General features: G+C 57.0%; 18 protein-coding genes. 10 read left to right on the top strand and 8 right to left on the bottom strand.

The window, feature by feature from the left end; translation table 11 throughout:
• Positions 1–29 precede the first annotated feature (29 nt).
• The 3 genes from ACW5W8_RS14515 to ACW5W8_RS14505 form a co-directional block, all read right to left on the bottom strand.
• The gene (locus ACW5W8_RS14515) at positions 30–710 is read right to left on the bottom strand and encodes an SDR family oxidoreductase (RefSeq protein ID WP_498628437.1); all 681 of its coding nucleotides are present in this window, start codon (positions 708–710) and stop codon (positions 30–32) included.
• 225 nt (positions 711–935) lie between these two features.
• Entirely contained in the window at positions 936–1568 is a 633-nt protein-coding gene (locus ACW5W8_RS14510; protein WP_106844095.1) for a TIGR04219 family outer membrane beta-barrel protein, read from the bottom strand.
• 95 nt (positions 1569–1663) lie between these two features.
• Positions 1664–2113 (bottom strand): copper chaperone PCu(A)C, encoded by a 450-nt coding sequence (locus ACW5W8_RS14505; protein ID WP_005335782.1) that lies wholly within the window; start codon positions 2111–2113, stop codon positions 1664–1666.
• A gap of 90 nt (positions 2114–2203) precedes the next feature.
• Between ACW5W8_RS14505 and ACW5W8_RS14500 the strand changes: the two genes are divergently transcribed.
• Positions 2204–2953, top strand: a complete 750-nt coding sequence (locus ACW5W8_RS14500) for an enoyl-CoA hydratase-related protein (protein ID WP_498628436.1) — start codon at positions 2204–2206, stop codon at positions 2951–2953.
• An 18-nt stretch (positions 2954–2971) separates the two neighbouring features.
• Here ACW5W8_RS14500 and ACW5W8_RS14495 read toward each other — a convergent pair whose 3' ends face one another.
• Positions 2972–3400, bottom strand: coding sequence for a DUF2753 family protein (locus ACW5W8_RS14495; protein WP_411625338.1), 429 nt, complete (start codon positions 3398–3400; stop codon positions 2972–2974).
• Positions 3401–3685: 285 nt separating this feature from the next.
• Here ACW5W8_RS14495 and ACW5W8_RS14490 point away from each other — a divergent pair, with 285 nt between their 5' ends.
• A complete protein-coding gene (locus ACW5W8_RS14490; protein WP_498628435.1) occupies positions 3686–4345 on the top strand; it encodes a CatB-related O-acetyltransferase in 660 nt (219 codons plus the stop codon).
• Between the two features lie 100 nt (positions 4346–4445).
• Here ACW5W8_RS14490 and ACW5W8_RS14485 read toward each other — a convergent pair whose 3' ends face one another.
• On the bottom strand, positions 4446–5153 hold the full coding sequence (locus tag ACW5W8_RS14485; RefSeq protein WP_498628434.1) for a ParB-like protein: 708 nt from the start codon (positions 5151–5153) through the stop codon (positions 4446–4448).
• A 184-nt stretch (positions 5154–5337) separates the two neighbouring features.
• On the opposite strand from ACW5W8_RS14485, the gene ACW5W8_RS14480 reads away from it, so the two are divergent.
• The gene (locus ACW5W8_RS14480; RefSeq protein WP_498628433.1) at positions 5338–6942 is read left to right on the top strand and encodes a peptide ABC transporter substrate-binding protein; all 1605 of its coding nucleotides are present in this window, start codon (positions 5338–5340) and stop codon (positions 6940–6942) included.
• 467 nt (positions 6943–7409) lie between these two features.
• A complete protein-coding gene (locus ACW5W8_RS14475) occupies positions 7410–8969 on the top strand; it encodes a methyl-accepting chemotaxis protein (protein ID WP_498628432.1) in 1560 nt (519 codons plus the stop codon).
• Positions 8970–9037: 68 nt separating this feature from the next.
• Here ACW5W8_RS14475 and dusA read toward each other — a convergent pair whose 3' ends face one another.
• Positions 9038–10060 (bottom strand): tRNA dihydrouridine(20/20a) synthase DusA, encoded by a 1023-nt coding sequence (dusA, locus tag ACW5W8_RS14470; RefSeq protein ID WP_498628457.1) that lies wholly within the window; start codon positions 10058–10060, stop codon positions 9038–9040.
• 118 nt (positions 10061–10178) lie between these two features.
• Between dusA and ACW5W8_RS14465 the strand changes: the two genes are divergently transcribed.
• Positions 10179–11264 (top strand): tyrosine-type recombinase/integrase, encoded by a 1086-nt coding sequence (locus ACW5W8_RS14465; protein ID WP_498628431.1) that lies wholly within the window; start codon positions 10179–10181, stop codon positions 11262–11264.
• Between the two features lie 116 nt (positions 11265–11380).
• Positions 11381–12298, top strand: a complete 918-nt coding sequence (locus ACW5W8_RS14460) for an IS5 family transposase (RefSeq protein WP_498628430.1) — start codon at positions 11381–11383, stop codon at positions 12296–12298.
• Positions 12299–12614: 316 nt separating this feature from the next.
• Here the strand turns inward: ACW5W8_RS14460 and ACW5W8_RS14455 are convergent, their stop codons facing one another.
• Positions 12615–13640 (bottom strand): IS110 family RNA-guided transposase, encoded by a 1026-nt coding sequence (locus tag ACW5W8_RS14455; RefSeq protein ID WP_498628429.1) that lies wholly within the window; start codon positions 13638–13640, stop codon positions 12615–12617.
• A 492-nt stretch (positions 13641–14132) separates the two neighbouring features.
• Here ACW5W8_RS14455 and ACW5W8_RS14450 point away from each other — a divergent pair, with 492 nt between their 5' ends.
• From ACW5W8_RS14450 to ACW5W8_RS14435, 4 genes are read left to right on the top strand one after another with little or no spacing between them, the layout of a single operon-like run.
• Complete coding sequence (locus ACW5W8_RS14450; protein WP_498628428.1) at positions 14133–15161, top strand: radical SAM family protein; 1029 nt, start codon at positions 14133–14135, stop codon at positions 15159–15161.
• On the top strand, positions 15158–16024 hold the full coding sequence (locus ACW5W8_RS14445) for a histidinol-phosphatase (protein WP_498628427.1): 867 nt from the start codon (positions 15158–15160) through the stop codon (positions 16022–16024). The genes ACW5W8_RS14450 and ACW5W8_RS14445 overlap by 4 nt, the downstream gene beginning before the upstream one ends.
• Entirely contained in the window at positions 16021–17145 is a 1125-nt protein-coding gene (locus ACW5W8_RS14440; protein ID WP_498628426.1) for a hypothetical protein, read from the top strand. Before ACW5W8_RS14445 ends, ACW5W8_RS14440 begins: the two co-directional genes overlap by 4 nt.
• A complete protein-coding gene (locus tag ACW5W8_RS14435; protein WP_498628425.1) occupies positions 17142–17942 on the top strand; it encodes a glycosyltransferase in 801 nt (266 codons plus the stop codon). The genes ACW5W8_RS14440 and ACW5W8_RS14435 overlap by 4 nt, the downstream gene beginning before the upstream one ends.
• On the opposite strand, the gene ACW5W8_RS14430 is transcribed toward ACW5W8_RS14435, so the two are convergent.
• On the bottom strand, positions 17897–19432 hold the full coding sequence (locus tag ACW5W8_RS14430) for a glycosyltransferase family 9 protein (protein WP_498628424.1): 1536 nt from the start codon (positions 19430–19432) through the stop codon (positions 17897–17899). The two genes, ACW5W8_RS14435 and ACW5W8_RS14430, sit on opposite strands and share 46 nt — an antisense overlap.
• Positions 19433–19618: the final 186 nt, after the last annotated feature.

The raw sequence follows: 19618 nt of genomic DNA, 5'->3' as shown, positions 1-19618 counted from the left end.
ACGACGGCAACCGGATGGCGGGCTTCGCCTCAGGGATTGCGACCGATAAAGAGGTCGGTCACGTGGCAGCTGCTTCTGGCTTCCAGCGCGTCGAGCATATAGGCCGCCGCATCTTCCGGGGTCATGAAGCCACTCGGGTCCACGTGATCCGAGTTATCCCAGAATTCGCTGCGGATCCCGCTCGGGTAGAGGTTGACCAGCCGCAGTGGCGAGCCTTTCAGCTCGGCGCGCAAGGATTCGAGAAAGCCGCGCATCCCCCATTTGGAGGCGCAATAGAGGCTCTCGTTGGCCTTGCCCACCTGCGCGGCGGAGGAGAGCACATTGGCCAGCACCCCGCCCTTTTCGCCGATGAGCCGCACCGTCTGCTGGGCCACCAGAATGGTGGAGATAAGATTGCTCTCCACCACCCGGCGGATCTGCTCGGCGGTGTAGACACCGACCGGGCCAAACTCGCCCACCCCGGCGCAGTGGATCACCATGTCGGGCAGGCCACCCCACTCCACCGCAGCGGCGAAGGCGACGTCGACCTCTTCATGGTGCGCCAGATCGGCAGCGATACCGATCACCGTGCTGCCGAGCAGTTGTTCCTGCTCCTGCAGTCGCTGATAACGGCGCCCCATCATGGAGACCTGATGGCCCCGCTCAACCAGTCCGATGGTCAGCGCCCGGCCAAGACCGGAACCGGCACCTGTCACTACGATGTGGCCCATTATCGCTCCTCGTCGTCAGTTGACGGTCAGATTAGAAAGTGAACTCGCCGCCCATTAACCAGCCATCGACAGAATGCTCTGATAGATGTTGGCGAAGAATTTCACCCCCGTTGTCAGACAACGTCAGATTAGAAAGTGAATTCACCGCCCATGAACCAGCCATCGACAGAACGCTCTGATAGATGTTGGCGAAGAATATCACCCCCGTTGTCAGACAACGTCAGATTAGAAAGTGAATTCGCCGCCCATGAACCAGCCATCGACAGACTGGTCGATATTGGCGAAGTCGACCTTGGCTTCACGCCAGCCGGCACGCAGCTTGATCGGCATGGAGGAGAACTTGTAGGAACCACCCAGACGGTAGTCATAGTTGTCCGCATCGTGGGTACGCAGATCGCCGAAGAAGGCGATGCCGGTGCCCGGGATCTTCACTTCACTGCCGGCATAGGCCATCAGGGTATCTTCGTCATAACCCTTGCGACCGACGTAGACCTGCTCGCCATCGTAGTGACGACCGGTCATACCCAGATCGATCTTGAACAGATCGTTGTTGAACAGACGGTAGTAGAGGCTCAGATCGTAGGCGGTCAGATCGTTTTTGAAATTGCCGCCGGAGGTGCTGAAATCGGAGACTTCAAACTTGGCGTTCGGCAGGAAGATGATGCCGTGTTCCAGTTGCAGATAGCCGTTCCAGTTGTAGCTGTCGTCATAGCTGCCATCAGCACTGGTGCCATAAGCCTGACCACTGCCCTTGGCGGCCCATACGTCGGCACCGGCGGCAAAACGCCAGTCGTCAGCGGCCATGGCACTCTGGCTGCACAGTGCCAGTACAAAACCGGCAATCAGCGTCTTTTTCATTACGTCACTTCCTCTTGCATACATGGAAAAGAGCACTATTTTACTCGGTGCAGCCAAAATACCCAGCGCGAATGCTGAACAAGCGACGACAAATGTCAGTGCTTCATATGCTTCATCTCTGCCATCGGCTCAATCGGCTTCACCGGCAGTGATAGATCCAGCTTCTGGCCATCATCCATGGTGAGCGTGAGCGGGAAAGGAGTCTGCTCGGAGAGCGTGCCCACCTCGAACAGCATGATGTGCAGGCTGCCCGGTTTCAGCACCGCTTCGCCCTTGGCCGGAATCTCGATATTCTCGACCTGGCGCATCTTCATCACGCCATTTTCGTGCAGGTGAGTGTGCAGCTCGGCACGCCCCGCAGCAGCAGAAGCCGCCGCCACCAGCTTGACCGGCTGGTCGGCGTCATTCTTCAGCACCATAAAGGCGGCAGTGTTGGGGGAGCCCGGCGGCAACAGGCGCACATAGCCATCGACAGCCTCGACCTTGGCCAGTGCAGGCGCCGTCATACCCAAAACCAGCAGAGAATAAAACGCACGTTTAAACATGGTTGAAATCCTTTTATGATGTTGTTAAACGGCGCCAAGGTTACCCCAGCAGCAACCTTTTTTGCACCTTTCAATAACAAGGATTTAGACATGGCCCCCATTCTCATCGCTGAGCAGCAGGATGGCTTGCTCACCCTGACCCTCAACCGCCCCGACAAGCGCAACGCCCTCAATACCGAGCTCTATAAGCAACTGGTGGCAGCGCTACGAGAGGCGGCAGCCGATGAGGAGGTACATGTCCTGCTGTTGCAGGGGCAGCAAGATTGCTTTACCGCGGGCAATGATCTGGCCGACTTTATGGGCAAGAGCTCGCTGGAGCCCGACGACCCCATACTGCAGTTCCTCCACACTCTGGCGGATTTCCCCAAACCTGTGATCGCCGCCGTTGCAGGCCCGGCGGTGGGGATTGGCACCACCATTCTGCTGCACTGCGATCTGGTCTATCTGGGGGATAACGCCCGCTTGCAGCTTCCTTTCGTCGAGTTGGGACTGGTGCCGGAGTTCGCCTCCAGCCTGCTGCTGCCGCGTCTGGTGGGACACCTCAAGGCGGCCGAGCTGTTGCTGCTGGCCGAGGCGATTGATGCAGAGGAGGCGCTGCGGCTCGGGCTGGCCAACAAGGTGGTGGCGGCCGATGGATTGATCCCCTTTGCCCGCGAGCAGGGACTGAAGCTGGCGGCCAAACCGCCCAGAGCGCTGCAAAAGAGCAAGGCGCTGCTCAAGCAGGAGCTCAAACAGGCGGTGCACTTTGTCATCGATCTGGAGGCGCGCGCCTTCGCTCAGGCACTGCAGGGGGAAGAGGCGCAACAGAGCATCGCCCAGAAACTCAAACGGCGGGGCTGAGCTGCCGCTCAACGCCAGTTAGTTGAGGCGAAAACGGCCGATCAGCTCGCAACCCTGTACCTTGTCCTGCAACTGGATCAGCCGGGCAATTTCAGGATTGGGGTGGCGCTTGAGAAAGGCGAGCAGGGCGCCGCGGCAGCAACCCAGCTCGCTGATCAGTACCTCGCACTCCCGGTTCGGGCACTGCGGCACCAGTGCCGTGACCAGTTCGGAGGCGAGCTTCAGGTAGCGCAGTTCGTAAGTCGGCTCATCCATCGCCCGCCAGAAGTCGGCCAGCCGGTGACAGGTAGCGACCCGCATGGTGGCCAGCTCGGTCAACTCGACCTGGGTCATCTCGTAAACATCCCCCAGCGCCTGCTGATAAAAGCAGATCGCCGCCCCCAGCGAACCGGCCTGCCAGGCACGCTCCGCCTCCAGCATGTATCGTTGCCAACTTTGCGGTGTCATCTCGCTCTCCCGAGTCCGTTATGGTGGGAGTGTTATCATGGCTAATTGAGAATAAATATCAACCAGAGGATTAGTGCAGGATCTCTGCGCAACCTTGGCAAACCCGGCGCCCGACCTTATGATCGCGCCCTTACCCCCTTCTTTGGAGCACACCACAATGCGACCACGCCTCCCGCAGATGCTGGGCTGCTCCCTGCTCTGCGTGCCCCGCATGCTGGTCTGGATCTATTAGCTGCGCTCAAGCGAACGCAACCCATCCGATCCATTAAGCAAAGGAGTACCAACATGAACCCCTGCCAACACTGGTCGCAGGTCGAATACCTGCACCTGACGGTGACCAACCCCAATATCTGCCTCAAGGGGCAGCACAGCTACTATTCGGGTGCCTGGGATGGCCCCTTCGAAGAGGTGGCGGTGCGCTACCTCCATGGCGATCCCTTCAGCCGTAGCTCGGAAACCGGCTGGGAGCCGCTCTGGCATATCGACCGGCTCCATATCGGCGACTATGTGCAAATTGCCGCCGGGGTAAAGATCATCATGGGGGGCAACCACACCCACAACACGGCCTTCATCAGCACCTATCCGTTCTTGGATATGGAGGCACTCAAGCGCAGCTACCGCCCTGCCGGCGATACCCGCATCGGCAACGATGTCTGGATCGGCATGGAGGCGATGATCATGCCCGGCGTCACCATCGGCGATGGCGCCATCATCGCCGCCCGGGCGCTGGTCACCAAAGATGTGCCGCCCTACGCCATGGTGGCAGGCACGCCAGCGGCCATAGTGCGGATGCGCTTTACCGAGAACGAGATTGCCCGGCTACAGGCCCTCGCCTGGTGGGATTGGCCGGATCAACAGGTCAACGATCTGCTACCGCTGATCCAGCAAGGTGAGGTCGCCCTGCTTGAGCAGGCGGCTGCCCGCTGGGCGGAGCGCTATGAGTGACCACCGCCAACCAGCAGTAACAAGCTGACAGCAGAAGGGCGACCCGGGGTCGCCCTCTTTTATCTCCGGCATGCTCAGGGTGCCGGCATCGCACATCCACTCATTGCGCGCTTTTGGACTGGTTGAGGCTGCACTGCTTGCCGGGATAACCGGGCAGATCCTTGGCATCGCTGCCGCAGGCGAGCCGTTTGGCCTGTTGCAGCCGGGCCGCCAGATTGGCGCTGTCCACCGGCATCCATTGCATCTGCTTGCCGAGCCAGCTGGCCCAGGCAAACTCGACGAAATAGACCTGCTTGTCCTTGCTGAAGTAGCCCGCATCCTGCAGCAATCCGGCCAGGGTGCGATAAGGGTAATCAGGCAGCTTGTCGATACTGGTCGGTAACTGCTCCGGGGTCAGCGGCTGCCCCTTCTCATCCTTGAGCCAGGCCCAGTGGTTGTTCTGCATCTGGCTCCAGAAGTTGGCTTTATCCTGCAGGCGGCCAATCACCTTGACCCGGGCATCCTTGACGCCCTGCTGCCACAACGCCTTGGTGAGATGGTGGCGGTCCACCAGCCAGTAGCTACCATCCGGCGCAATCACCACGGGGATCTCTTTCTTTTTCATTAACTTGTCGAGCTGCTTTGCGCTCATGCCCGCCAATGTAGCCTGAGTCTCATCAACCTGGACCTGGCCGACGCCCCCCTGAGTCGGGTGCAAGGCATCGATGCCGATCTCGCACCAGTTGCCCACCGCCGTGTCGCTCTGGCACGGGGCCAACGCCCAGGCACCCTGGCTCAACACACAGGCCAGCACTAACCATGCTTTCATCGTTTGACACTCCTCACCACATTGAACTGCACAGACGCCGGGAACGCTCTTCTACTCCGATTGGGAGTGAGAGTCGAATGCTGGCGGTCAGACCAGCAAACGGGATATCATGATTTCCCATCTGTCGGCGATATTTTCTCGCCGAGTTTTCTCCCCGCTTCACACTATTTGAAGGATCCGACCCATGAAAGGATGGACCCCCTTGCTGGCCCTGCTGGGCTGTGCTGCTGTCCAGGCTGCCGATATTCCCGCCGGAACACAACTCGCCGCTGAGCAGATTGTCGTTCGCCACCTCAAGGATGAACCTGCGAGCTTGAGCCCGCTCAAGCTGGTCGGCCTGCCGGAGTTGCAGGTACTGCGGGATCTGTTCGAGGGGCTGCTGACCCAGGGGCCGGATGGCAAACCGGTTGCCGGGGTGGCGGTCAGCTGGGAGAACAAGGGCAACCAGTTCTTTACCTTCCATCTGCGCCCGGATGCGCGCTGGTCCAACGGCGATCCGGTCAAGGCCGGCGACTTCGTCTACGGCTGGCGCAAGCTGGTCAATCCGAAAGAGGCGGCCACCTTCGCCTGGTTTGCCCAGCTGGCCCGCTTCGACAAGGTGGACGAGATAGTCGCAGGCAAATTGCCTGCCAGCGAGCTGGGGGTCAAGGCCCTCGATGACCACACCCTGCAGGTGACCCTCTCCCAACCGGTGCCCTACTTCCTGAACCTGCTGAGCCACCCCAGCCTGTCACCGCTCCATCAGGCCAGCATCGAGCAGTACGGCAACCTGTGGACCCAACCCGGCAAACTGGTCGGCAACGGTGCCTTTGTGCTGAACAACCGGGTGGTCAACGAGAAGCTGGAGCTGACCCCCAACCCTTATTACTGGGATCGGGCCCATACCGTATTGACCAAGGTGATCTTCATGCCGATCAATCAGGAGAGCGCGGCCACCAACCGCTATCTGGCGGGAGATCTGCATATCACCGAATCCTTCCCCAAGGAGCAGTACGACAAGCTGAAGCAGCAGATCCCGAATGAGGTCTACACCCCGGATCAGCTCGGCACCTACTACTACGCCTTCAATACCAAACAGGCACCGCTCGACGATGTGCGGGTGCGCAAGGCGCTCTCCTACACCATCGATCGCGCCCTGATCGCCGACAAGGTGCTCGGCACCGGCGAGAAACCGGCTTATCACTTCACTCCGGATGTGACCGCCAGCTTTACCCCGGCCGCCAACCTGCTCTCCACCAGCAGCCAGCCAGCGCTGGACAGCAAGGCCAAGGCCCTGCTCAAGGAGGCCGGTTACGGCCCGGACAAGCCGCTCAAGCTGACCCTGCTCTACAACACCGCGGAAATTCACAAGAAGATGGCATTGGCGATTGCCAGCATGTGGAAGCAGAAGCTGGGCGCCGAGGTCGAGCTGACCAATCAGGAGTGGAAAACCTATCTCGACAGCCGCCAGAGCGGTCAGTTTGAAGTGATCCGCTCCTCCTGGGTCGCCGATTACAACGACCCTTCAGCGTTCCTTGGCCTGTGGGGCTCTCGTCACAGCGGCAATATGGCTGGCTTTGCCAATACCCGTTATGACCAGCTACTGGCAGAGGCGGCCAGCACTCAGGATGCCGCCAGCCGCAGCAAGCTGTTTGGCGAGGCGGAGGCGATCTTGCTGGATCAAGCCCCCATCGCCCCCATCTACCAGTACACCAATGCTCGTCTCATCAAGCCATGGCTCAAGGGCTACCCCATCAACAACCCGGAAGATGTGGCCTACAGCCGCCAGCTCTATCTCGTCAAACACTGAACTGGCAGTCAACGCTGAAACCGAAGAGGGCCGCCTGCAGGCGGCCCTCCTGTTTATCCACTTAATGTTCACATTTCAGGCATAGAATACTGCCCTGCCAGTTGGCGCCCCCTCTGCCCATCGGTTTAACAGGAGTTATCTGTTACTGCTTCCCAGGTTATGGAGACAGCGGTACAGGCCAATAACGAATCAACATGCCAACGAATGTGTGTCGGCAGGATGTTGTACCAGTAGCAACTTTTCAACGATCGCCAGTCTGCCAAGATCAAGAGGGTACAGCGCGTTTTAAACCCGGAGCCAGAGACATTCACGCTTTCGCACCAGCTGCGCCCCCTCACTTCATACCTTCGTAGTGCTGATTAATTGACCCAAGCCAAGTTCGGGTCACTGAAGAGCCTTAGAATAATTAACTGAGAACGACAATAAAAACATATTTATCAATTGGTTGGGTTTTTCAGGAAGGATACATGACCAAGCGCCATCAGGAGGGGGAGATACAGTTCCCCGACAACATTGCACTCATCTCGACCACGGATCCCGCCAGTCATATTACCTATACCAACCAGCACTTCTGTGATGTGGCAGGGTACAGTGCTGCCGAGATGGAAGGGGAGCCTCACAATCTGGTGCGTCACCCCGACATGCCCAAGGCGGCCTTCGCCGATATGTGGCAGCGGCTGCGACAGGGCAAAAGCTGGATGGGGCTGGTCAAGAACCGCGCTAAAAGCGGTCAGTTCTATTGGGTAAACGCTTACGTCACCCCGATCCTCAATGCGCAGAAGGAGATCGTCGAGTTCCAGTCGGTGCGCACCAAACCCGCCGCCAGCGATGTGGCCTGGGCTGAGCAGCTTTATGGCCTGCTGCGCAGCGGCAAGGCGCTTCCCTGGCTGAGCCGGTTTCACATTGAACCTGGTCAGGTGACCCTCTGGCTCTCCGTTTCTGCCTTGCTCACCACTCTTGCAACCTTTGCCACCGGCAACCTGTTCTGGCTGCTGCCCACCGCCTTGTTGCTGTTGGCACAGGCAACCCACGGCTGGCGTTTGCAACAGCGGCTGGCTCATCTGCTCACCCTTGCCGATCAAGACAAGGGAACCCGCCTCTGTCAGGTGCTCTACACCCGACGGCGCGACACTCTGGCGGCCGTCGAACTGGCCCTGCGGATGAAGCAGGCCGAACTCAAGGCCGTGGTCGGGCGCAGCGCCGACACCAACCAGCAGATCCTGCAGGCAGCCGAAGATGACCGGGGCAATATCCAGGCCATCGATACCCACCTGCAGCAGCAGCGCGCCCACAGCGAGCAGCTGGCGACCGCCATCACCGAGCTGAGCCACTCCATTCGCGATGTGGCCCACAGTGCCCATGAAGCGAGCAATCTGGTCATAGAGGTACAGCAGGTCTCCGACGAGGGGCTGCAAGCATTGGCAACCACCCGCTCCGCCGTCAACCAACTCCATCAGGAGCTGGATGCCAACCACGCCGTGTTGGCCCAGCTCACCAGCGACAGCCAGAAGATCAGCGGTATTCTGGAGGTGATAAGTCAAATCGCCGACCAGACCAACCTGCTCGCCCTCAATGCGGCCATCGAGGCCGCCCGAGCGGGCGAACAGGGGCGCGGTTTTGCCGTGGTGGCGGATGAAGTGAGGGCGCTGGCCCAGAAGACCCGTGCCTCGACCAGCGAGATCCACGAGATGATCCAGGCGCTGCAACAGACTACACGACAGCTGTCGGACGGGATGACACAAGGGGCGCAGACCTCGGTACGCTGCCAGCAGCACGCGGGCACCACCGCCGACGTGCTAACCCAGATCAACCGGATGCTGGGGCAGGTAACCCGCACCAGCGACGAGATCGCCCAGGCGGTGAGTCAGCAGGCCGACGTCACGGCGACGCTCGATGAAGGGGTACACCAGATCCACCAGCTGGCCAGCCACACCGCCGACAACAGCAGGCAGGCGCTAGATGGCATCACCCTGCTGGTAGAGCGGCTGCAGGATCTCTCGCGGCTGATCAACCAGTTCAGATATTGAAGCGACAGCGATCAAAAAAGCGCGTCAACTGACGCGCTTTTTGTTGCTCTTGCCTTGGCACAACTGGCTTATTCGGCCGCCTCGCTACTGGCAAACTCCGGCACCTTGGCCATGGCATCCAGCACCACCTGAATATCCGCTCCCGGTTTGCAGGCGTTCTCACTCAGGTGACGACGCCAGGCGCGGGCCCCCTGCATATTCTGGAACAACCCCAGCATGTGGCGGGTCATGTGGGAGAGGTAGTTGCCCTTGGCCAGCTCCTGCTCGATATAGGGCAGCATCATCCGCACCACCTCGTGGCGGCTCGGCACAGCGTTGTTCTGGCCGAACACCAGATTGTCCACCTGCGCCAGAATGTAGGGGTTCTGATAGGCTTCACGCCCCATCATGACGCCGTCCACGTGTTGCAGGTGCTCCAGAGTCTGCTCCATGGAGGTGACGCCGCCGTTGAGGGCAATGGTCAGCTCCGGGTAATCCTGCTTGACCCGATAGACGCGGGGATAATCGAGGGGCGGGATCTCGCGGTTCTCCTTGGGGCTCAGGCCACTCAGCCACGCCTTGCGGGCATGGACGATAAAGGTATCGCAACCGGCATCGCGCACCTGTTCGATAAAGGCCTGCAGAAATTCGTAGGAGTCCTGATCGTCGATACCGATACGGGTCTTCACCGTCACCGGAATATCGACCACATCGCGCATCGCCTTGACACAGTCCGCCACCAGCGCGGGCTCCCCCATCAGACAGGCACCAAAACGGCCGTTTTGCACCCGATCGGAGGGGCAGCCGACGTTGATGTTTACCTCGTCATAGCCGCGCTCCTCGGCCAGCTTGGCACAGCGCGCCAGATCGGCCGGATTGCTACCACCCAGCTGCAGGGAGATGGGGTGCTCCTGCTCGCTGTAACCCAGATAATCACCCTTGCCGTGGATGATGGCGCCAGTGGTCACCATTTCGGTATAGAGCAAGGTCTGGCGACTCATCAGTCGATGAAAGTAACGGCAATGCCGATCAGTCCAGTCCAGCATGGGGGCAATCGAAAATGTCTGGTGGTGGGCAGGCTTGCCAGATGTGGCCTCAGCGCCTGATTTCATGGGGTTTTCACTGATTTGTTTCTGAGTCATTTACGGGTGTTTCCAGACATTTGTTGATTGAACTTGCCCCATATCTGCCCCACCATTTCATGGGGCAGGTGTACTCCACGAGGTATCTATGGCCGGTTACACAATAGAAAAACGTAAGACCAGCAAAGGCGAATTACGCTATCGCTGCACCGTCAGGGAACATAAAGGCGAAGAGGTAGTATACCGGGAATCCCGTACCTTTGGCAGGCAGAGCGACGCCAAGAGCTGGGGGATGCAGATGGTGACAATGATTGAACGCGATGGTTTGCCTGGCCTTGTGCAACCCGTCCCCAGCATCCGGGAGTTGATAGCTCTGTACCGTTTACATCCAGCTATTAGCCCTACCATAGGTAGAACCAAGGCCTATTGCCTCGACTTGGTTGCCGATTGCGATATTGCGGCGCTCAATGCCGATCAGCTCACTATCAAGGATCTGGTCGACCACTGTCAGGCTAGGCGGGATGCAGGGGCCTCTCCTGCCACCATAGCTCACGACATCAGCTATCTCGGTTCCGTATTTGCCGCCGCCAACCCCGTCTTCAATATTCCGGTCGACAACAAGCTCATCCTTGAAGCCCGTAAGACCCTCAATAACCTGAAACTGGTGGGAAAAGCCCAGAAGCGCACTCGCCGTCCGGTAAGCGATGAACTCGAGCGGATCATCGGGGGGCTGGAAAAGCGGCAGAGTCATGGCATGGCCAAGATCCCCTACACAGCTCTCCTCAACTTTGCCATCCTGAGCTGCATGCGGATAAGCGAGGTGTGCAAGATCAAGTGGTCTGGCGTGGATGAGAAGAACCGGGCTGTGTTGGTTGAAGACCGCAAAGACCCGAGAAAAAAGATTGGCAACCACATGCTGGTTCCCCTGCTCGGGGAAGCCTGGGAGATCCTCAAGCGGCAGCCCAGAACCGATGAGCGCATCTTCCCCTATAACGGCAAGAGCGTCACCGCCGGTTTCCAGCGGGTCAGAACAGAGCTTGGTATCGATGATCTGCGCTGGCACGATCTGCGCCGCGAAGGGGCCTGCCGCCTGTTTGAGGCAGGCTTTGTCATCGATGAGGTTGCCCAGGTCACCGGCCACAGAAACATCAACATCCTCTGGCAGATCTACACCGATCTTTACCCTAACCGGGTACATGCCAAGTTTGATCAGTTGCAACAAAACAAGGCCTAAGGTTGATGCTCTTTAAACTGGGAAAAGTGGGATTAGTGGGCCTTGTTGCTCAAATCTGGGAACTATCCAGCCTCTTGGTGATCTGATCTCTCGAATCAGCCGACCGAGAGCATCAGATGGGCAAGTCCAAGCATAAGATCAGCAACTGGAAACAGTACAACCACGCCTTGGTACAGCGTGGCTCGCTCACCGTCTGGATGGATGAACAAGCCATCATGCAATGGCATTGCCAGACCCACCATGGCCGCCGGGGGCGAGGTTTTCACTACAGCGATAGCGCTATCGAGACGGCGCTGATGCTCAAGGGGTTGTTCAGCCTCCCGCTGCGCGCCCTGGAGGGGTTCATCAACTCGTTGTTCACGTTGATGGCAGTTCCATTGCAGTCACCGGACTACAGCTGCATCAGCAAAAGGACCAAGCAGGTCAACATCCAGTACCGCTTGCCCAGTCAGGGTCCGGTGAGCCATCTGGTGATTGATGCTACGGGGCTCAAGGTCTACGGCGAGGGCGAGTGGAAAATCCGCAAGCACGGCAAGGAGAAGCGGCGTGTCTGGCGCAAGCTTCACCTGGCGGTGGATGCGGCAACTCATGCCATCGTCGCCGCCGAGGTCAGCCTCGAAACGGTTGGCGATAACGAAGTCTTGCCGACCTTGCTCAATCCGTTGCGGCGTAAGATAGAGCAGGTCAGCGCCGATGGCGCCTATGACACCAAAGAGTGTCATGCTCTGCTGAAGAAGAAAGGGGCCAGGGCAACCATCCCGCCCAGAAAAAACGCCGCCCTGTGGGAAGAAGGGCATCCGCGCAACGAAGCGGTGAAGGCGCTCAAGGCGGGTGAACTGGAGCAGTGGAAACAGGCCTGTGATTACCATCAGCGCTCGAAGGCCGAGACGGTGATGTACCGCTTCAAACAGCTCATTGGCTCGAAACTGAGTCTGAGAAACTACAACGCGCAAGTGGGTGAGGCGCTGGCTGGCGTGAAGGTCATGAACAAGATGATAGGGCTTGGTATGCCTGTTCGGCAGCAGGCCAATTAAACAATGAAAACAACTTGGGGACAGGCTCCCTAACCTCTGAATTGGTCATAGATGGTCGCCCCATTTGCCAAGCTAACTATGTTGTGGTGGTTTTACGGGTCATCGATTGCAGCCATAGATCCGGACTGTTTTGAGGTGATGTGAAACACCTCTGTCCCTGATGGAATACGCTGATGGAGGCCTCTATCAACAACGCGCTCTTTCAAGAGCCTTGACTAAATCGGGTTTTCCCCATCACGGTCTGACCTGTCCTGCCATCACTTCATGCTTGCCTGAGCAATCGGTGGTGTTTTTCCTGTCTTACTGGCTCAGAAGCTTAAGTGCTCATCACTGGCGCACAGTACTCCTGGTCTTTGGCCAATAGCGCCCACACAATCCGCGCATTCTTGTTGGCCAATGCTACCGAGGCAATGTTGTTATTTCGGCGCGCCAATAGCCGACTGGCCCAGCCCGATACAGTATCCTGTTTACGTTTGACTGACTGCAACACCGCCCTGGCGCCATGGATAAGCAAAGTCCGCAAATAGGTATCGCCTCGTTTGCTGATCCCGAGCAGTACTTGCTTACCACCACTGGAATGCTGGCGTGGCACCAAGCCAAGCCAGGCCGCAAGTTGTCTGCCATTCTCGAAATTGTTGGCGTTGCCGATAGTCGCAATCAGCGCACTGGCGGTGATAGGGCCGATGCCAGGGATCTTACCGATACGCTGGCATAGCGCATTTTGCTGATGGCACTGCTCAATCTGCTTGTCGAGCGTAGCCACAACATCAAATAAGTACTCCATATGTTTCTGTAGCAAACTCAATTGCACGCGAAACAGGCTGGGTAACGAGTTATCGGCATCCTCCAGAATCTCAGGTAACCGTTGCTGTAGTTGATGGATCCCTCGGGGCACGATGATGCCAAATTCAGCCAATAGACCCCGGATTTGATTGGCTTGTGCAGTCCGCTGCTTGATGAATCCCTGACGGCTCCGATGAAGTGCCAGCACGGCTTGCTGTTCAGGGGTCTTGATAGGCACGAACCGCATGTTGGGTCGAGTGACGGCTTCGCAGATAGCTTCTGCATCAGCAGCATCATGTTTGTTGGTTTTGACATAGGGTTTGACGAACTGGGGAGCCATCAGTTTGACGCTATGACCCAATGCGCTCAGCTTGTTGGCCCAAAAGTGGGCAGAGGCACAGGCCTCCATGCCGATCAAACAGGGTGGGACATTGGCAAAAAAGGAGGTCATTTGTGAACGCTTGAGTTGCTTATTGAACAACCGCTTGCCGTGCTCGTCCACCCCGTGGACCTGGAAAACCTCTTTTGCCAAATCGATGCCAATTGTCCTAACGTTCATGATGGCCGCTCCGCTCATAGTGACGATTCATCGTCCACTTTGGCACAGGTGATGCCGGTTTGAGAGGGGGCGACCATTCCATTAACAACGCCGGATTAGTGTGTAAATAGCCAAACGCAGTGAGCTGCACAGTTTCAAAGTGAAACCGCAGCCTTAGGCAGTAGAGCGCAGTTTCGCCTGGTTGGAAAAGAATGGGTGGGGGCGATTCAAATCACCAATGCCGAGGAATGGCCAATCTGCTGGCTCGCGTGAAACACTTCATGGACAACGTTACCCCTTTCCCTGGAAACGGTTATGGCACAGCCAGGATGTAGCACTATTCGGATCAGCTATTTAGGGAACTGGGGGCGATTCACTTCAGTCGACAGTCCCTACAATGAAACTGAAAATTTTAGTTCTTTCAGCTAAACCCGCTACAGAGGTATTCTTTATGTGTATTGTGACGTATTCGCCCTTCCTTCACCTTGCGGCGCCTTTAATGAGTAAATAACAATGAAATTACAGGGTCATCTGCTTTATATAGATATTACACAGATCTGCGGTATTGGTTGCACGTTTTGCATGTACGCCGACAAGCATCAAAGCGGAAAAAGCATGGTTCTCTCCATGCAGGCGCGGGAAAATCTCGCGCGGTTAATAAATGACCAGGCGGTAAAGCGTATTTCGGTCAGCGGAGAAGGGGAACCGCTAAATAATATTAAAACGTTTCACGAAATCCTCGCACTTTCGAACGGTGGCAGGCACTTTGAATTTATTACAAGCGGTTTTTTGCGCCACGAAAAAATGATCGATTTTTACGAAGAAACTAACCGGATCGTGCTGCAAAATGGTGATAGCTGCAATATCCGCCTCAGTTCGGATAGCCACCATATTGATAAAATTAAGTGGCGCGCGCACGGCTTGAGTCTTGATTATCTGCGTCGCAGTCGCCCGGAGGGGCTCAGCTTTTCGTTTCGTTCAATTGATATTGATCGTGAATTTACCCGCCGTTACCTGCTGGATGAGTTGGCTGCATGGGGCATTGAGGCCAGTATTGAGGCGTGCAGCGTACTGGAGGATACGTTGGTGGTCGGCGAAGAGCACTTCCCCATCGATTATAAAAATCTTGTCCACCCCACGCCGGGAACGCCACCGGGTTATCTTGATCTTGCCGGGTACGTTGCCGCCATTGAATCCAAGGTCAACAAGCGCTTTACCTTCGGCAGTCTAAACCAACAGCCGCAGGAAAACGGTATGGATGTTACTGTGAAACCTGATGGCAGTGTCTACCTCTACGGTATTGAAACTCGGCGGTTGGGTAATATTAATTTCGATAAGTTGAGCTGGTCACAGATCGCCGCCTGGCTGCGACAGGACCCGTTGGCCAGAACGCTCTATACCCAACCACTTACTGCACTGTTGGCACGTCTGGAGGGATTCGAACATCTGCCCAGTAGCGTTGCCAGAGCGAATAATCCTTATTGGCTGGTCAAAGAGCTAGCTAAGCATCCCGGGCTGCTTGAACAGTGGGAGACTGCATGATCGATAGCCACAGCCATACCTTCTATTCCAAGCATGCGGTCGGCAGCGTCGATGAGCTGGTTTGCGCCTCCATCGCGGCAGGGGTGACCGTTCTGACCATTACCGATCATGCACCCTTTATGGTTGATAGTGGCAACCGGTTGCTGGAGGCTGAGCTCGAACAGTACTTTACCGATATCGATAACGCACGGCAGGCATATCGCGGGGAAATTACCCTGTTTAGCGGGCTGGAGCTGGATTATATGCCGGGAACCGAGAACTACACCCGCGCGCTGCTGGCGCGCTATCCGCTTGATTTTGCCATCGGTTCGATTCATTACGTCACCCTTGATCATGAGCCAATGGTCAAGGTCTGGGAGCTGCCGAGGCTGGCCGGGGAAACGTTTCTGCGGCGTTATTTCGACAGCCTGCAGGGTCTGCTGGAAAGCGGGTTGTTCGACGCGGTGGGCCATGCGGACAGTCTTCTTCGCGGTATCCCAGAGGCGCAATTCCTGCGCTATTTCGAGCCACTGCTCGGAACGCTGGCACATAGCTGCATTGCATGGGAGCTTAACGCCTCGGGCCTGCGAAAAACCATGTTGGACCCGATGTCTGGGCTGGAGGTCGACGGCCGGTGGTCCTATCCATCGCGTACCCTGCTGGCACAGCTTATTGCTCTCAACGTACCGTTTACCATTGGTTCCGATTCACATGACCCGCGCGATGCTGGGGCAGGAATACCCGAACTAATGCAAACGCTGTCTCCGTTGGGGCTGCAACACTTAAGCTACTTCCGCCATCGGCAACGAACCGATATTGCGCTGGATGATTTACTTGCGGCCATCACATCAATACCAAAACAAAAAAATAGGAATTTCCCTTGAATGCCTTAATTTTCGCTGACTCGCTTATCCGGACCGGGACGGTTTTGGCGCCGACGGTGCGCTTGGAAAAATTTCGCTTGGCGCAAAAGGCGATAGACCCTGCCGATGTAAAATCTGGTCTGCGTCCTTTTGCCGCGGAGCTGCTGGCCGACGGCCTAATCACCATGTCTGATTACGTCGCCACTCTCGGCGGCCATGCGCTGTACCATCTGACGCAGCAGGAAACTGGCCGCTTTGTCGAGATGTCCAGTGGTGAGGACGCCGCACAACTCGCCGCTATTTACAGCCGTGCCAAGTTCGGCGGAGTGGAGGATATTGCTTGGCTTGCCCAACGGATTGTCGAGTATCTGAGTGCTGAGCTGGACAGAGCCGACTCCCCTTGGCTGCGCTTATTTATTGAAGCGAAAGAGAAGGACGATAACGTGGCGATGATGACTACCGGCTGGCGCAATGTACCCTCTACCGCCAACGTGCTGTATGAAATCGTGGTCGAGGAGATCAACGTGAAACTGGCGCATATGGAGTTACCCACCATCGTCAACGTGAAGCTGCCGCGCATTGCCCCTCCATGCGAAAACTACGCCAGTCTCAGCCAGCAGGAACGGGACCGGGTTAATTTGGTGCAGGATCACGTGATCCCGGCGGAAAATTTTTATCGCTGGAGTGGAGTTCACGTCATTTTTGGGGATGACGTGCTAGTGACCGGCGCTACGGCGGATAAGGTGCTTTACCATTCGCTGCTAAGTGGAGCGAAGTCGTTTCGCGCGATCTACCCGGTGGCCATCGATCCCCAGGTAGCGCTGGGCGACGCTGCGGTTGAAGACCGCCTGAACGGGATGGCGATTACCGGAGCACTGGATGACAACGTAGCCTATGTGCTTTCGGCCAGCGGTTACCAGCCCATTTTGCGTATGCTGCGTCTGCTGTTTGGGGAGGAGAATCGCCAAGCGTTGGCAGATTTCCTGCCCTGCGTCCCCGACCTGGTGTGGCTTAAGCTCTATCGTTCGGCGCTGGGGAACGAGTTTTTACGTCAACCGGCGTGCCGTCCTTCGCTACAATTGCTGAGGGGCTATCTGGCGCAGAAGGGCCTGCTGGCCGTCGGCAGCGGAGGTGTGCAATGAGCTCCGCCTTCACCCATATGCCTCGCTACGTCAGCTATTGGGAAAATGCTCCAGGCCAAACGATGGCCCCTTACGTCGCGCTGGCGCTGGTGTCAATGCGAAGGGCGCTTGGCGACCGCTTCCTGCTATTGACGCCGCGAATGCTGGAGAACTCGATTGACCCAGCGATAGTAGACAAGTGCTGGGCCTTCGAACCGCTGTCCTTTACCCTTGCCACAGGTATTGAAGAGATTGTCGCCAAAAGTGACTTTATTCGCATGGCCTGGGTGCAGCAGCATGGAGGCGTCTGGCTGGATGCAGATACGCTAATGCTTGGCGACCCCACCGACAGCTTGTTTCCTGATGGACTGACTACAAAGCTGCACTGGCACAGCGAGTGTATATTCGGTTCTCAGCCGGGTAACCCATTGCTGGCGCGGGCGCTGGCGATTGGCCTTGCGAGAGAGAGGCACGCTTGGGGTAATCCAGGCTGTATAAAGGATCTGGTGCCGCAAGCACCAGAGCAGGTGATAAACATCAGCGGGGAGTGCATCGATCCGGGCTACCGCCCGCTGTACAACTTTACTAGCTGCGAGGTGATGCATCGCACCGATCTGGCTGTCGATAGTTTTCTGCTGCGGCCAGTTGTGCTGCTGAAGCTGTACAACACCTACTTCAGACGCACGACAAACCGTATAGAGTCGGTAGACGAGTTTCTGGCAAATGGGTCGCTACTGGCGCGCCTGTTTCTACATATTGAGCCTGATGTGAGCTACTGGCTGGCTGAAAGTGAACGGCTGATGGACGAGCTCGCCTGATGCACGTCTGCCACTACACCCACCGCGCCACTGGGCAAATGGATGCGACACTGGTGAACGTCACCGATCGCCAGCAGTGGTGCGATCACCTCGTGCAGGGCTGGTGTGGCGCGGTGAGGTGAGCGATGGGCAACATAAAGCCAAGCCTTAACCGGGGCGGGCAGATGAGCAAATTCCAGCTCTATCCGCAGCAGATCAAACACTTCCCGGGTTCTACCGCTCGGAGTCCAGGCCAGCGGTGGGGTGCGATGGTCTGGGCGGGTTACCTCCAGTGGTAGCTCAAGCTTAAGGTTCAGTGTGCCTGGAAAGCAGCCAGCGACCTCGGGGAAATCCTGAGCAATCAGCGGCAGTTGGCGGGCCAGCGTTCCGGTTGCAACACCAAGGCCGGGTACGACTTGAGCCTGCAGAGACAAGCGATCTGCACGGTGTGAGGTGGGCACCACTCGTTCCCGCAAGGCGTCCAGCAACAGCGGTAGCGAGAAATTGTTCATATTTTTCTTACCCCTAACTGCAGTTGAAGCAACTTGTAGGCTGTAAATCACTGTCGTTAGCGCAGAAGTAGGGGGGAGCCAAGGATTCGCTACGCCGGGAGTATCGGGATAGATAGCAATCAGTCGCTTTTTCAGGCCCACGGCCAGATGCACAATGGCCGTATCGACACTAATTACTACCTGTGCACGGCAAAGATAGCCGCTTACATCGGCCGGGGTGGTGATATTGGCCACGCGCATGACGTTGGCGCAGGCAACGGCGGCCTCTAGCCGCCCCGCCTGTTCTCGGCTAGCCGGTCCATAAAGAATGCCTATCCGGTGAGCGGGGAACGCGGCTGCTATCGCGAGCAGTGTCGCCGTGGCGCAATTCATGGAAAGTGATTTATCCTCGCGGCTGGCCCAGGGGTTAAACAGGATTTGCGCCGCCGCGTCAGGTGCGGGGAGTCCAGCTGGAATGGGGACAACATAGTCGCTATTTACCGTCTGTGCTCCAAGGTCTTGCAACACGTTGCAGTAGCGTTCCACAACGTTCAGGCCTGCTGTTACTTTCCCCAATTTACGATTTACGCAGTGCAAGCCGTCATCAAGTGAATAGAGGCGGGTAGGGCGTAGCAGGCGAATAAACAGAATTTCTGCGGGCTGTAATCGACCTACCAGATGGACTACGGTATCGACCGGTCCCAGTTGTCGCACCAGGCGGATAAGTTCTCCAACGCTAGGATCAGCGGAAGTGACCACCACCCGATCAACGCCAAAAACTTGCTGATGAAGCGGTACCAACTCTGCGACGGTAATTACCGTAACCCGCATATTCATCCTGGCAGCTTCACGTAGAAAGAAGGAAGAGACGATGGCATCGCCCAGTTTGGCATCCCAACGCGGTACGACGATGTGTGGTCTCGTGGACGTTTCCTCCTGCGGTAGTGCTCGGTCGGCTATCAGGCGAAACAGTGCACGGCTTAAGGCTTTACAGCATCCCTTTAACGTGGTAAATCCCATAATTCCATTCTATTATAGTTAATAATAATACTTATTTTAAATTATATATTACGCTCATTGTTGTGTTAATCCCTCCCTTATTAGTAGAAGTGATACGCGAATTCAACTTCGAAGTGCGACACTCGCCTATGCCGCCTGACGGTACTCTTCGAATACCTTGACAGGCTGCCTGAATCCGAGACATTT

The organism is Aeromonas aquatilis (genome assembly GCF_054052405.1).
The sequence above is the reverse complement of the archived record's forward strand: the minus strand, read 5'-3'. Positions and strand labels throughout refer to the sequence as shown.

Excerpts from the sequence above, each read along its gene's own strand:
- ACW5W8_RS14515 (WP_498628437.1), bottom strand. The coding sequence starts at position 710 with ATGGGCCACATCGTAGTGACAGGTGCCGGTTCCGGTCTTGGCCGGGCG.
- ACW5W8_RS14510 (WP_106844095.1), bottom strand. The coding sequence starts at position 1,568 with ATGAAAAAGACGCTGATTGCCGGTTTTGTACTGGCACTGTGCAGCCAG.
- ACW5W8_RS14505 (WP_005335782.1), bottom strand. The coding sequence starts at position 2,113 with ATGTTTAAACGTGCGTTTTATTCTCTGCTGGTTTTGGGTATGACGGCG.
- ACW5W8_RS14500 (WP_498628436.1), top strand. The coding sequence starts at position 2,204 with ATGGCCCCCATTCTCATCGCTGAGCAGCAGGATGGCTTGCTCACCCTG.
- ACW5W8_RS14495 (WP_411625338.1), bottom strand. The coding sequence starts at position 3,400 with ATGACACCGCAAAGTTGGCAACGATACATGCTGGAGGCGGAGCGTGCC.
- ACW5W8_RS14490 (WP_498628435.1), top strand. The coding sequence starts at position 3,686 with ATGAACCCCTGCCAACACTGGTCGCAGGTCGAATACCTGCACCTGACG.
- ACW5W8_RS14485 (WP_498628434.1), bottom strand. The coding sequence starts at position 5,153 with ATGAAAGCATGGTTAGTGCTGGCCTGTGTGTTGAGCCAGGGTGCCTGG.
- ACW5W8_RS14480 (WP_498628433.1), top strand. The coding sequence starts at position 5,338 with ATGAAAGGATGGACCCCCTTGCTGGCCCTGCTGGGCTGTGCTGCTGTC.
- ACW5W8_RS14475 (WP_498628432.1), top strand. The coding sequence starts at position 7,410 with ATGACCAAGCGCCATCAGGAGGGGGAGATACAGTTCCCCGACAACATT.
- dusA (WP_498628457.1), bottom strand. The coding sequence starts at position 10,060 with ATGAAATCAGGCGCTGAGGCCACATCTGGCAAGCCTGCCCACCACCAG.
- ACW5W8_RS14465 (WP_498628431.1), top strand. The coding sequence starts at position 10,179 with ATGGCCGGTTACACAATAGAAAAACGTAAGACCAGCAAAGGCGAATTA.
- ACW5W8_RS14460 (WP_498628430.1), top strand. The coding sequence starts at position 11,381 with ATGGGCAAGTCCAAGCATAAGATCAGCAACTGGAAACAGTACAACCAC.
- ACW5W8_RS14455 (WP_498628429.1), bottom strand. The coding sequence starts at position 13,640 with ATGAACGTTAGGACAATTGGCATCGATTTGGCAAAAGAGGTTTTCCAG.
- ACW5W8_RS14450 (WP_498628428.1), top strand. The coding sequence starts at position 14,133 with ATGAAATTACAGGGTCATCTGCTTTATATAGATATTACACAGATCTGC.
- ACW5W8_RS14445 (WP_498628427.1), top strand. The coding sequence starts at position 15,158 with ATGATCGATAGCCACAGCCATACCTTCTATTCCAAGCATGCGGTCGGC.
- ACW5W8_RS14435 (WP_498628425.1), top strand. The coding sequence starts at position 17,142 with ATGAGCTCCGCCTTCACCCATATGCCTCGCTACGTCAGCTATTGGGAA.
- ACW5W8_RS14430 (WP_498628424.1), bottom strand. The coding sequence starts at position 19,432 with ATGGGATTTACCACGTTAAAGGGATGCTGTAAAGCCTTAAGCCGTGCA.